This window comes from Desulfonatronum zhilinae (assembly GCF_900182865.1).
GTDB lineage: Bacteria > Desulfobacterota > Desulfovibrionia > Desulfovibrionales > Desulfonatronaceae > Desulfonatronum > Desulfonatronum lacustre.
The window spans coordinates 1-13,325 of sequence record NZ_FXUJ01000001.1 but is presented as its reverse complement, the minus strand read 5'-3'; the positions used below and the strand labels follow the sequence as shown (position 1 = coordinate 13,325).

Annotated in this window: 11 protein-coding genes; all 11 read left to right on the top strand. The window is 62.3% G+C overall.

Translation table 11 applies throughout. The features are described 5' to 3' along the window. Positions 1–173 precede the first annotated feature (173 nt). The 11 genes from glpA to AC559A_RS00005 all read left to right on the top strand — a co-directional run bounded on the left by glpA (position 174) and on the right by AC559A_RS00005 (position 13,129). Complete coding sequence (gene glpA, locus AC559A_RS00055; protein ID WP_498815421.1) at positions 174–1,784, top strand: anaerobic glycerol-3-phosphate dehydrogenase subunit A; 1,611 nt, start codon at positions 174–176, stop codon at positions 1,782–1,784. Then, a complete protein-coding gene (glpB, locus tag AC559A_RS00050) occupies positions 1,777–3,066 on the top strand; it encodes a glycerol-3-phosphate dehydrogenase subunit GlpB (protein ID WP_498815419.1) in 1,290 nt (429 codons plus the stop codon). Before glpA ends, glpB begins: the two co-directional genes overlap by 8 nt. 200 nt (positions 3,067–3,266) lie before the next feature. After that, positions 3,267–4,217, top strand: a complete 951-nt coding sequence (phnD, locus tag AC559A_RS00045; protein WP_498815417.1) for a phosphate/phosphite/phosphonate ABC transporter substrate-binding protein — start codon at positions 3,267–3,269, stop codon at positions 4,215–4,217. 129 nt (positions 4,218–4,346) lie between these two features. Beyond that, positions 4,347–5,141, top strand: a complete 795-nt coding sequence (gene phnC, locus AC559A_RS00040; protein ID WP_028572866.1) for a phosphonate ABC transporter ATP-binding protein — start codon at positions 4,347–4,349, stop codon at positions 5,139–5,141. Next, a complete protein-coding gene (gene phnE, locus AC559A_RS00035; protein ID WP_498815416.1) occupies positions 5,138–5,923 on the top strand; it encodes a phosphonate ABC transporter, permease protein PhnE in 786 nt (261 codons plus the stop codon). The genes phnC and phnE (AC559A_RS00035) overlap by 4 nt, the downstream gene beginning before the upstream one ends. Next, positions 5,916–6,707: a phosphonate ABC transporter, permease protein PhnE gene (phnE, locus tag AC559A_RS00030; protein WP_028572864.1), complete on the top strand. Its 792-nt coding sequence runs from the start codon at positions 5,916–5,918 to the stop codon at positions 6,705–6,707. The genes phnE (AC559A_RS00035) and phnE (AC559A_RS00030) overlap by 8 nt, the downstream gene beginning before the upstream one ends. 159 nt (positions 6,708–6,866) lie before the next feature. Beyond that, positions 6,867–7,667, top strand: a complete 801-nt coding sequence (locus tag AC559A_RS00025) for an HAD-IIB family hydrolase (protein WP_498815414.1) — start codon at positions 6,867–6,869, stop codon at positions 7,665–7,667. Between the two features lie 339 nt (positions 7,668–8,006). Beyond that, positions 8,007–9,071 carry a class II fructose-bisphosphate aldolase gene (gene fba, locus AC559A_RS00020; protein ID WP_028572862.1) on the top strand — a complete coding sequence of 355 codons (1,065 nt, stop codon included), beginning with the start codon at positions 8,007–8,009 and terminating at the stop codon, positions 9,069–9,071. Between the two features lie 200 nt (positions 9,072–9,271). Further along, entirely contained in the window at positions 9,272–10,522 is a 1,251-nt protein-coding gene (locus AC559A_RS00015; RefSeq protein WP_498815412.1) for an MFS transporter, read from the top strand. A gap of 107 nt (positions 10,523–10,629) precedes the next feature. Continuing rightward, positions 10,630–11,913, top strand: a complete 1,284-nt coding sequence (gene serS, locus AC559A_RS00010) for a serine--tRNA ligase (protein ID WP_498815411.1) — start codon at positions 10,630–10,632, stop codon at positions 11,911–11,913. A gap of 22 nt (positions 11,914–11,935) precedes the next feature. After that, complete coding sequence (locus tag AC559A_RS00005) at positions 11,936–13,129, top strand: ABC transporter ATP-binding protein (protein WP_498815409.1); 1,194 nt, start codon at positions 11,936–11,938, stop codon at positions 13,127–13,129. Positions 13,130–13,325 lie beyond the last annotated feature (196 nt).

The window sequence follows — 13,325 nt, the reverse complement described above, 5'->3', positions numbered from 1 at the left end:
ACGGTTGAAGAATTGCGTTGTATCTCGACGGAAGAACGTCATTCCGCCGGGCGTCTCCAGCCCGCAAGTTTAGCCCAGGCCTTTTCCTGAAGCAATGGTTGTGCATATTCCCCGGCTCGGATACACACGGCTCATTTCAACACCAACACCTCAACATCACGATAATCAGAGCCATGCAACAGATGCAAACGGATGTACTGATCATCGGCGCGGGCGCCGTGGGCACGGGGATTGCCCGGGATCTGGCCTTGCGGGGAGTTTCTTCCGTGGTCGTCGAACGCGGGGATATCAATTCCGGGGCCTCCGGGGGCAATCACGGGTTGCTGCACAGCGGGGGGCGGTACGTGGCCGGGGACGTTCATTCCGCTCGGGAGTGTCGGGAAGAGAACGAGTTGTTTAAGCGCCTGGCCCCGCAGTGCATTGAGGAATGTGGAGGACTTTACGTGGCCGTGGCCGGGGACGACGAGCAATACATCGCGGATTTTCCGGGATGGTGCCAGGCCGCGGGGATTCAGGCGCAAAGCGTCGCTTTGGCCGATGCCCGGAGCATGGAGCCCGCTCTGAGCGAAAACCTCATCGCCGCCTACACCCTGCCCGACGCCTCTCTGGACCCGTTCCGCCTTTCCCTGGAAAACCTGGCCCATGCCAAGGCCCTGGCCGGGAGCACCCTGCTGACCCGGACCGCGGTTCACGGCTTTGAACTGGATCGCGGCCGGATTGTCCGGGTGCGCTTGAAGGATATGACCCAAGGAGAAACCCGGACCGTCGTCGTCTCCCAGGTGATCAACGCCGCCGGGGCCTGGGCCGGGCGCGTGGCCGGTCTCGCGGGAGCAGTGATCCCCCTGCTTTGCTCCCAGGGGACCCTGCTGGTGACCCATGACCGCCTGGCCGAACGGGTCGTGCATCGCCTCAGGCCTCCCGGAGACGGCGACATTCTCGTTCCCGGAGGCACGGTTTCCATCCTGGGCACCACCAGCGTGACCATCGCCGACCCCGACCTGGCCAGGCCCACGGTCCGGGAGGCGGACGTCAACGTGGTCCACGGCGCGGAAATGGTCCCGGCTTTGGCCGGTGTCAGGTATATCCGGGCCTATTGCGGTGTGCGCCCTCTTCTTGCCGCGGGTTCTTCGGATTCGGGCCAGGATGGGCGAGCCGTGAGCCGGGGTTTCCTGCTCTTTGACCATGAACGTGACGGACTGACCAATTTTTGCTCCGTGGTTGGCGGCAAGCTGACCACCTTTCGACTGATGGCCGAGCAGACCGTCGATCTGGTCTGTCGCCGCCTGGGCAACAGCGCCCCTTGCCGGACCAGGGAAGACCCCCTGCCGACCATGGACGTCTGCTCTTGGACCGAACCGGGGCGCTCGGCCAAGGTCTGGGTCATGGGGCATACTTCGGACGACGAGATCCTTTGCGAGTGCGAAATGGTTTCGGCCAGCGCGGTGGACGACCTTTTGGACGATTGCCGGGGCAACTTTCCCGACCCTGAACTCCAGCCCCTGGGCAAGCGCAGCCGGGTGGGCAAGGGAGCCTGTCAGGGTGCGTTTTGCGGTTTGCGCGTGGCCTCGCATTTGTACGACACCGGAGCACTGTCCTCACGGCGCGGGCTTGGAACCGTGCGCGATTTTTTTCAGGAGCGCTTCAAAGGGCAACGTCCGATTCTCTGGGGGGCGCAGCTGGTGCAGTCGGAATTGGCCGAAGCCCTGCATTGCGGTTTGCTGGGCCTGGAATTTCCAGCGCCAGAGGCCCTGGAGGACCCGGAGGCTGAATTGTCACATGAATGACATGATGCACTGCGATCTTGCCATTATTGGAACGGGCATCGGGGGGATGGCCGCCGCTCTTTTCGCCGCCAACCGGGGACTGTCCGTGGTCCAGGCCGGAAGCACCGGAGCTGTTGCCTATACCAGCGGCGTCTTCGACGTCCTCGGAGCCTTGCCCTCGGAGACGGCGGACGGACGACCCACTGTGGTCCGTCGGCCCTTTGCCGCGCTGAACGATCTCTTGCGGATCGAGCCCGGCCATCCCTATGCGGGGCTGCATCCCGAGGAGATTCGGGCCGCCTTTGCGGAAACGCTGGCATTTCTCGCGGACATCGGTTTGCCGTATCAAACGGGTGGAGAGAATAACTTTCGCCTAGCGACCCCCGCCGGCACGATCAAGCACTCCTGGTGCGTTCCGGAAACAGCCCTGGCCGGCTGTCTGGCCCTGGAGAGCAAGCAGCCTGCCTTGATCGTCGCCCTGCATGGCTTGAAGGGCTTTTCGTCCAGGCAGATCGCCGCGAACCTCGCCGAAGTCTGGCCGGGGCTTCAGGCCGTGTCCGTCTTCATGCCCGGCCACACGGGGGGCGAGCTGTATCCGGAGCAGGCGGCCCGGATGCTGGAGACGGCTTCGGCACGCAAAGCCCTGGCCGAAGTGGTGGCGCCGCACGTCCACGGCGTGGAAGCCGTCGGGTTTCCGGCAGTACTGGGCATGCACCGACCCGGAGATGTGACCCGTGACCTGGCCGAACGGTTGGCCGTTCCGGTGTTCGAAATCCCGACCATGCCCCCGGGAGTGCCCGGAATCCGGCTGAAGGAAGCCTTTGAGAGCGCCTTGCCGGAGCGCGGGGTGGCCCTGTTTTGCCAGCAAAAAATGTCCGGCATCGTGCCGGGACCGGACGACCCGTTTGTCCTGCGGATCACCGGGCATCCCGTGGAGCGCCAGGTACGCGCCGCCAAGGTGTTGCTCTGCTCGGGCCGGTTTCTGGGAGGCGGGCTTGCGGCCCGCCGGGACCGCGGCATCGTGGAAACCGTCTTCGACCTCGCGGTCCGGCAGCCGGAGAGCCGTTCCGGATGGCACCATCCGGATTATTTTGATCCACGCGGCCACCCGGTGCACAGGACGGGCCTGGTCGTTGACCAGTTGTTTCGTCCTCTGGCCGAGAACGGGCGTCCGGTCCACCCAGGTTTGCACGCGGCTGGGTCGATCCTGGCGAACCAGGACTGGATTCGGATGAAGTGCGGCGCCGGCGTGGCCATTGCCACGGCCTACAAGGCCGTGGAAGCCCTGCGGCGGAGCCGGTGAAAAAAATGATGACCTGAGCCTGAATTCCGGTTAGAGGGGGACGGTCATCAACGAGGTCGGCGCGAACAAAACTCGCGGAAACGCGGCATTGCTTTTGCGCCGGGCTTTGCGTTGTCCGCGTCGAACGGTTTTACCCTTTTGGTTTGGACATGATGTTCACGATGTAGTTGACGACAACCCCACAGCAAGGAGTGACGACGATGATGAAGAAGTTGTTCGGCTTTTTGGCGATGGTCCTGATTCTGGCCCTGGCCCAGCCCGGTTTTGCCCAGGTCTGCGAGCACCGCGGCAATCTGGACGAACGGTTCTGCGACAACGACAAGGACCTGGTCGCTGATTTGTTGCCCGCCGGGCAGTGCAAGGACCCCTCCACCCTGGTCTTCACCTACACCCCGGTGGAAGATCCCGCGGTGTACCAGGACGTGTTCGCCGACTTCATGAGCTACCTGGAGAAGGCCACCGGCAAGAAGGTCATTTACTATACCGTGCATTCCAACGCGGCCCAGGTGGAAGCCATGCGTTCCGGCCGGCTGCACGTGGCCGGTTTCTCCACCGGCCCGACCGTCTTTGCCGTGAATCTGGCCGGCTACGTGCCCATCGCGGTCAAGGGCGGCCCCGAGGGATTTCAGGGCTACAATCTGGTCATGCTGGTCAAAAAGGACAGCCCCATCCAGACCATGGAAGACCTGAAAGGCAAGACCGTGGCGCACACTTCGGCCTCCTCCAACTCCGGCAACCTGGCGCCCCGGGTGCTGTTCCCGGAATTGGGCCTCACCCCGGAAGAAGACTATAAGGTCGTCTACTCCGGCAAGCACGACCAGTCCGTGCTTGGCGTGGCCCATGGCGACTATGAGGCCGCTCCGGTGGCTTCCGACGTCTACGAACGGATGCTCCGCGCCGGTCGGGTGCAGGAAGGCGAACTGCGGGCCATCTACACCAGCGAGCGCTTCCCCACCTCCTCCTTCGGCTATTCCAGCGAACTCTGTCCGGAACTGGTTCAGAAGATCGTCGGCGCCTTTCACACGTACCGCTATACCGACAAGATGAAGGAAGCCTTTGACGGCGCGGACCGGTTCTATCCCGTGACCTACAAGGTGGACTGGGGCATCATTCGCACGATCAACGAGGCTCTGGGCGAGGAGCTGAAGTAGGGACGGTTCTCGAAATTGCAGGGGCGGTTCGCGAACCGCCCCTACTCAAGCCCATCAACTCTTGCCGCCGGGAGGCGTTGGCGGAATGCCCGCCAACGCCTCCCGGCGCAAATTCGCGCAGGGGACAATGTGACGGAGCAACCCACGAAAGGAAGCGGGGGCAAGGCCCCAGCTTCCTTGATTGTTTCCAACCTGGTCAAGGCATACGTTCCGGGCAAGCCGGTCCTGAACGACGTTTCGTTCTCGGTCGGCGGGCAAACCACGGTGGCCATCATCGGGCCGTCCGGCACCGGGAAGTCCACGTTGTTGCGGTGCATCAACCGCCTGATCGATCCCACCGGAGGGACCATCAGCGTGGCCGGCCTCGAGCTGTCCAGGCTGTCCGGCAGGGCCCTGCGCGAGGCGCGCCGCCATATCGGGATGGTTTTTCAGGAATTCAATCTGGTTGAACGACTGACGGTGATTGAAAACGTGCTGTGCGGCCGGTTGGGCTTCGTGCCGGTCTGGAGGGCCTTTTTGCGCAAGTTCGAGCAGGCCGACATCGACCGGGCCTTTGAGCTGATCGACAAGGTCGGGCTGACGGACTTCGCCACCACCCGGGCCGACGCCCTCTCCGGAGGCCAGCGCCAACGGGTGGGCATTGCCCGGGCCGTGATGCAGAACCCGGCCCTGCTCATGGCCGACGAACCCACGTCGTCCCTGGACCCGAAGACCTCCGTGGAAATCATGGAACTGCTCAACGACTTTTCCAGTTCCCAGGGCATCCCGGTGCTGATCAACATCCATGACGTGAACCTGGCCAAACGCTTCGCGGACCGGGTCATCGGCATGTCCCAGGGGGCGATCATTTTCGACGGGCCGCCCAAGGAACTGAGCGACACCCATCTGCAACAAATTTACGGCGGCGAGGGCTGGCTGACATGAGCGCGGCCGCGGTCCGAAGACCCTTCAAGGCCAACTGGGGCGCGCGCATCGGCTGGGTCCTGCTGGCCCTGTACTGCGTTTACGCCACGTGGTCCCTGGACTTCAGTTGGGCTCGCTTCGTGTCCGGGTTGGACAACGGGGCACGATTTCTGGGGGCCATGTTTCCGCCGGAATTTTCACGGTGGCGAATGCTGGTGGACAACCTGATCGAGACCGTGGAAATCGCCGTGATCGCCTCGGCCTTCGGCGTGGCCTTTTCCCTGCCCATCGGCCTGGTCGCGGCCCGGAACCTGATGCCGACCTGGGCCACCTGGCCGGCGCGCACGTTGATCGCCATCTGCCGCTCCTTCCATCCGGTGATTTTCGCCATCCTTTTCGTCAAGGCCGTGGGATTCGGGCCCTTGGCGGGCATCATCACCCTGGTCTTCGCTTCCATCGGCTTCATCGGCAAGCTGTTCGCCGAGGCCATTGAGGAGATCTCCCTGAAGCCCGTGGAAGCCTGCCGGGCCGCGGGAGCGCCCTTCATGAGCGTGATCTTCATGGCCGTTCTGCCCCAGGTCCTGAACCGGTTCATCGGGTTTGCCACCTACCAGTTCGACGCGAACCTGCGCAATTCGACCATGGTCGGGATCGTGGGCGCGGGCGGCATCGGCGGAACCCTGTTCGCGGCGTTCCAGCGCTTTGACTACGATTTCCTGGCGGCCATTCTGCTTTCCATCATCGCCCTGGTCATGCTCGGCGAGTATCTGGCCTCCATTGTCAAGGCGGTGTTCAATGACTAGCCGCAAATGGGAGCGCTTCACCCCCTTGCAGCGTCTGGCCCGGTTCAGCGTCTTTTTGGCGGCTGGGATCGCCCTGGCCGTGTCCCTGCGCACGGTGCACGTCGTGCCGGAGTTTCTGTACGACGCCCCGACGCAGATGGCGGACATGTTCTCCCGGATGTGGCCGCCGGATACGGGGTATTACTGGACCGGCGTGCACAGCTCCCTGGTGGAGACCATGCACATCGCCGGGATGGGTACCATTCTGGCCCTGATCCTGGCCCTGCCCGTGGCGCTGATGGCGGCCAGGAACATCACGCCTGTCCCGGCCCTGAACTGGCTGGCCAAGCTGATCCTGGTCTCCTCCCGTTCGGTGAACACCCTGGTCTGGGCCATTTTGTTCGTGGCGGTCTTCGGTCCCGGGGCCCTGGCCGGAACCATCGCCATTGGTTTCCGGTCCATCGGCTTTTGCGGGAAGCTTTTGGGCGAGGCCCTGGAAGAGTGCAACCCCGGCCCCATCGAGGCGCTCAAGGCCGCGGGCGCGCCCTGGACGAGCATCATTCTCAAGGGCTACTGGCCCCAGGTGGCCCCGGCCTTTTGGGGCATCAGCCTGTTTCGCTGGGACATCAACGTCCGCGAATCCGCGGTCATCGGCCTGGTGGGCGCGGGCGGCATCGGCATGGCCCTGGACACGGCCATCAACCTGTTCCGCTGGAACCAGGTGGCCTTGATCCTCTTGTGCATCTTCGCCATCGTGATCGTCGCGGAAATCGTGGTCACAAAGATTCGTCAGCGGATCATCTAGGCAGCCCGTTGAAAAACTCCCAATTGCGGCGTTGCTTCAAAAAGTTCAAACTCTCACGTATCAATCAATACGCTTCGACCTTGAACTTTTTTTGCTCCTTGCACTTGGGGTTTTTGAACGGACTGCCGAATATGGACTTTTTCAAAAATTAGCTCAGCTATGCGCCCCCTGAACCAAATGCCTCGCGACGCGGCCCGGGCCGTCCAGGTCGTGCTTACGGACATCGACGATACCCTGACCGACGATGGACGTCTGGGCGCTGCCGCTTATGCTGCCCTTGAGCGGCTCCAGGCCGCCGGACTGATCGTCGTGCCCATCACGGGGCGTCCCGCGGGTTGGTGCGATCAGATCGCCAGGATGTGGCCCGTGGACGCGGTGGTGGGGGAAAACGGGGCCTTTTATTTTCGGTATGACCGGGAAAAACGAACCATGATCCGACGGTTTTTCAAGAGCGAGCCGGAGCGGGCCGTGGATCGGAAGCGTCTGGCCGAACTGCGGGACGTGATCCTGGCCCAGGTCCCCGGGGCCGGGCTGTCCGCGGACCAGGTCTACCGGGAAGCGGACCTGGCCATTGATTTTTGCGAGGACGTTCCTCCCTTGCCGCCGGAAGATGTGCGCCGGATCAAGGCCCTGTTCGAACAGGCCGGGGCCCGGGCCAAGGTCAGCTCCATCCACGTCAACGGCTGGTTCGGGGATTGGGACAAGTTGACCATGACCCGACGGCTTCTGGCCGAAGTCTTCGGCATGGACCTGGACGCCATGGCTTCCCGGATCGTCTTTTCCGGGGACTCGCCCAACGACGCTCCGATGTTCGCCTATTTCCCCCATGCCGTGGGCGTGGCCAATGTTCTGGATTTCGCCGGAGAACTGGAAGCCGAACCGGCCTGGGTCACGCCGTCCCGGGGCGGCGCGGGATTCGTCGAATTGACCGAGGTTCTGCTTCAGGCCCGTCTCGATTGACCCCCTCCGTAGCTCTGAGTCGTATCCCCGCCTTTGCCCAAGACCGGCCAGCTTCAACCGAATCGCAATCGCAATCGCAATCGAAATCGAAATCGAAAAAATGCTGTTTGACTATGCCTTGGGGCAGGCTTGTTCAAGATCGATTTCGATTTCGATCACGATTTCGATTTGGAGATCAGATATGCTGCGGGAGCATATCCGTCCTGATAGAAAATATCAGCCCGCATTTACTTTAACCGCCCACCGACGTAGGATCGACAAGGTCCGTAACCAAACATCATCGGCTCGGAATCCGGCACGGCGGTTTGATCCGAACTTTTTTCCTTTTGGAGGTATCTCATGGCATTGATCACATTACGGCAGTTGTTGGACCACGCGGCGGAGCACGGCTACGGCGTTCCTGCCTTCAACGTGAACAATCTGGAGCAGGTCCAGGCCATCATGTACGCGGCCAACGAGACCAACAGCCCGGTGATCCTGCAAAGCTCCGCCGGGGCGAGGAAATACGCCGGGTCCGTGTTCATCCGCCACCTGATCCAGGCGGCCCTTGAAGAGTGGCCGCATATTCCGCTGTGTCTGCACCAGGACCACGGCGCTTCTCCGGCGGTGTGCGCCCGGTCCATCCAGTCCGGTTTTTCCTCGGTGATGATGGACGGCTCACTGATGGACGACGGCAAGACGCCCTCCACCTACGAGTACAACGTTCAGGTCACGGCCCGTGTTGTGGAGATGGCCCATGCCTGCGGCGTGTCCGTGGAAGGCGAGCTGGGCGTTTTGGGGTCCCTGGAGACCGGAATCGCGGGCAAAGAAGATGGCGTGGGCGCGGAAGGCAAGCTGTCCCGGGAGCAGATGCTCACGGATCCGGAGCAGGCCGCGGACTTCGTGAAGAAGACCGGGGTGGACGCCCTGGCCATTGCCATCGGCACCAGCCATGGAGCCTACAAGTTTACTCGCCCGCCCAGCGGAGAAGTTCTGGCCATCAGCCGGATCAAGGAAATCCACGAGCGGATTCCGAACACCCACTTGGTCATGCACGGCTCTTCCTCCGTGCCCCAGGACTGGCTGGCCATCGTCAATGAATACGGCGGCGATCTGGGCCAGACCTACGGCGTGCCGGTGGAGGAGATCCAGCAGGGTATCAAGTTCGGGGTCCGCAAGGTGAATATCGACACGGACCTGCGCCTGGCCTCCACCGGGGCGATCCGGCGGCACATGGCCCAGAAGCCCAAGGATTTCGACCCGCGCAAGTACCTCGGCGTGGCCAGGGAGGCCATGAAACAGATTTGTCTGGACCGCCTCCGGGCTTTCGGCACCGAAGGCTACGCCTCCAAGATCAAGCCGATGTCCATGGAAGTCATGGAAGAGCGCTATCTCAAGGGTGAGTTGGCCGCGCTGGTTCGGTAAGGAGACATGTGTATGAGCACATACACGGTTCGCACCGACTGCCCGGAATGGGACGAGGTCTGCCGGATGCAGACCTCCCGTCGCGGATAGACCTTCACGTTCCATCCGAGTAGTCTTCAACGCCGCGCAAACGAAGGTTTGCGCGGCGTTTGTCGTTTTTGAGAAATCGCTTTGTCCGGCCAAGCATACAGGTTTTCAGCATGTTCCAGTTTCTCTCCCGCCACCTTCCAGCCGTCTTGCGAGTCAATCCTCGGCTGGCCCTGTTCGCTCTGGGGGCCATGGCGGCTTCCGGGTTCGGCCAGACGTTTTTCGTCTCGCTTTTTGGCGCTGAAATCCGACAGGCCTTTGACCTGACCCATACGGCCTACGGCAGCCTGTACAGCGGGGCCACGCTGTGCAGTGCGCTGTTGCTGTTTCGGTTCGGCGGTCTGGTGGACACATGGACTTTGCCCAGGGTGACGGCCTTGGCCATCGGGGTTTTGGCCGGAGGGTGTCTGCTGGTCGGATTTGCTCCGGGAGCCCTGGTGCTGGCCGCGGGGTTCGTTTGCATTCGCTTCGGCGGGCAAGGCATGATTTCGCATATCGGGATGACCACGGCGGCCCGGTACTTTACGGCCCATCGAGGCCGGGCCGTGGCCTTGGCCGCCATGGGTTTTCCCTTGGCTGAAGCGTTGTTGCCGGCCGGAGCCGCGCTGCTTCTGCTCTGGGTCGGCTGGCGGGTGCCCTGGGTCGTGGGCGCGGGGCTGCTGTGTCTGCTGATTCTGCCGGTGCTGATCCTTTTATCCCGAGGAGCGCCGCCGCCCCATGAAATCGCGTCCAAGACCCACTCGGGGGCTAACCCCGGTACGGATCGCAGCCGGTTCAGCCGCCGGGACGTGCTTGGCGACCCTGGCTACTACCTGATCCTGCCCGCTACGCTGCTGACCCCGTTCACGGTCACGGCCCTGTTTTTTCACCAGATGGCCTTTGCCGAGGAACTCGGCTGGTCCCTGGAACTGCTGGCCGCCGGGTTTTCCGTCTACGCGGCCTGCCACCTCGGTGCGTTGTTCATCGCCGGGCCGTTGGTGGACCGCCTGGGCGCGGCCCGAGCCCTGCCCTTGGCCCTGGCCCCGATCGTCACCGGCCTGGTGCTGCTGGCCTCGGTTCCCTCCCCCTTGATCGTTTATGCCTATCTGGGAATGGTCGGGGCCACCCAGGGGCTGAGCGCCACGGCTTCCGGCGCGATCTGGGCGGAGCGCTACGGCATTCTCCATCTGGGCGCGATCCGCTCCATGAACCAGGCGGTCATGGTCGTGTCCACGGCGGTATCCCCGATTTTGCTGGGATTCTTTTTGGATAAGCATGTTGGGATCGCGACTCTGGCGCTGTGGCTGGCCGGATGCGCAGTGCTTGCCGCGTTGCTGGCCAGAATGGGGGCCTGGTTGGAAGGGCGAAAAACGGGGGAAGCGTGACCGCGTTGAAGCCGCGAACATGAGGGGCGGCGCGGTTGCGGCACGGGGCCCGGGGTGGTAGATGCTGGGTCTTTCCCGTGATCACAAGACCGTTATGAGGATAGTCCATGCTTGATGTAAAAATGATCCGTCAAACTCCGGAGCGAGTGCGCAAGGCCCTGGAGGACCGGGGGGCCGGGGTTGATCTGGAGACCTTTCTGGCCCTGGAAGAGCAACGTCGCAAGCTCTTGCAGGAAGTGGAAGCGCTCAAGGCCCGACGCAACCAGGCTTCGGGCGAGGTGGCCAGGCTCAAGCGGGCCAAGGAGGACGCCTCGGGCCTGATCAATGAGCTGTCCGTCCTGTCCGACCGGGTCAAGTCTTTGGACGCTGAACTCAAGGAATTGGATCAGCGCGTCCAGGACTGGCTGCTGGGCGTGCCCAACGTGCCCCACGATTCCGTCCCCTTTGGCCGATCCGAGGCGGACAACCCTGTGTTGCGCACCTGGGGGGAGCCCGCGCGTCCGGACTTCCCGCCCCTGGAGCACTGGGATCTGGGACTGCGTTTGGGCGGTCTGGACTTTGAACGCGCCGCCAAGATCACCGGAGCCCGGTTCGCCCTGCTCACCGGCTGGGCCGCCAGACTGGAACGGGCCCTGATCAACTTCATGCTGGATCAGCACACCGGGCAGCACGGCTACCTGGAATGCCTGCCGCCGTTCATCGTCAACCGGGACAGCTTGACCGGCACCGGCAATTTGCCGAAATTCGCCGATGATCTGTTTAAGCTCGAAGGGACGGACTTTTTTCTGATCCCCACGGCCGAAGTGCCGGTGACCAACATCCACCGCGACGAAATCCTCACTGAGGACGCCCTGCCCCTGGCTTATGCCGCCTACACGCCCTGCTTCCGTTCCGAGGCCGGTTCCCACGGCAGGGACACCAGGGGCCTGATCCGCCAGCACCAGTTCAACAAGGTGGAACTCGTCCGCTTCGTCCACCCGGACGCCTCCTACGAGGAGCTGGAGCTGCTTCTGGGCCATGCCGAACGGATTTTGCAGCTACTGGAACTGCCCTACCGGGTGATCACCCTCTGCACCGGAGATATGGGCTTTTCCGCGGCCAAGACCTACGACATCGAAGTCTGGCTGCCGGGCCAGAACACCTACCGGGAAATCTCCTCCTGCTCCAATTTCGAGGATTTCCAGGCCCGACGGGCGGACATCCGCTTCAAGCCGACCACCGGCGGCAAGCCCCGGTTCGTGCACACCCTCAACGGCTCGGGCCTGGCCGTGGGCCGGACCCTGGTGGCCATTCTGGAGAACTGCCAGCAACAAGACGGCAGCCTGGTCATTCCGTCCGCGCTCCGGCCCTATATGGGTGGGCTGGAAATCGTGGAGCCGAGGACATCGTGAACAGAGGACATGAAAGGTAGACATGTACGCCATTGAAGCTGAAAATGTGGGCAAGCGCTATTATGTCCAGGGCGTGGGCCAGCAGACCCTGTTCAGCACCCTGTCCGGGGTGTTCAGCGGGGGGGCCAAGCAGGAGTTCTGGGCTCTGCGTAACCTGAACTTCAAGATCCCCAAGGGCAAGACCGTGGGTGTGGTCGGCCCCAACGGCTCGGGCAAGAGCACCCTTCTGGGCCTTGTAGCCGGAACCATCACCCCCACCGAGGGCATACTTCGCACTCATGGCCGGATTTCTTCGCTTCTGGAACTGGGCGCCGGGTTTCACCCCGACCTTTCGGGCCGGGAAAACGTCTATCTCAATGCCTCGATCCTGGGCATCCCCCGGGACTATATCCAGAAGCGCTTCGACCACATCGTGGATTTCGCCGGGTTGCGGGATTTCATCGACACCCCGGTGAAGCACTACTCCAGCGGCATGTACGTGCGCCTGGGCTTTGCCGTGGCCGTGGAAATGGACCCGGACATCCTGCTCATCGACGAGGTCCTGGCCGTGGGGGACGCGGCCTTTCAGATGAAGTGCCTGGACCGGGTCCGGCAGTTTCAGAAAAAGGGCAAGACCCTGTTTCTGGTCTCCCACGCCCTGGAAACCGTGGGCGAGTTCTGCGACGATGTGATGCTGATCCACGAGGGTCAACTATTGGACCAGGGCGACCCATCCACCGTGATCCTCAGCTACCTGAAATCCTACATGGTGCGCATCGGGATGCTCAACGTGGAGGAGCACGGCACCAGGGACGTGGAGATCGAGGAAACCCTGCTCCTGGACGATACCGGCACGGAGACGAATATCTTCGAGGCCGGCAGGGAGATGGTCATTGAAATGCACTACAAGGCCAAAAAGCGGATCGACAAGCCGGTCTTCGGCTTCAACATCAAGACCGGCAACGGAATCTACGTCTTCGGCTCCAACACCCAGATTTCCAAGACGTCCATCGATTTTATCGACGGCCGCGGAACGATGCGTCTGCGTATCGCGCCGTTGACCCTGAAAAGAGGCAACTTTTTTCTCTCCCTCTCCATCCACTCCTGGGACCACGCCACCCAGTTCCATCGCCGGGAGGACTGGTATCCCTTCGTCATCCGGGACGCCAGCGAATCGCCGGGTTTGGTGCATTTGAACACGGAGTGGCGGCTGGAACCGGAATTCACGGACGGGTAAACTTTGAACCTCATGTAGCAGATGATCAAATTCGAGTGGGATGCCGTAAAGGCGAATTTCAATCTGAAAAACCTGAATCCGTAACTTAGTTCAGTTAGACCCAATACTGTTCACTTTGAATTAATTGTAGTGTACAGGTGAGCCATCTCAACCAAAGGAGGTGCGAAGATGGCTCGAACAGTTGCAGAACTGCCCA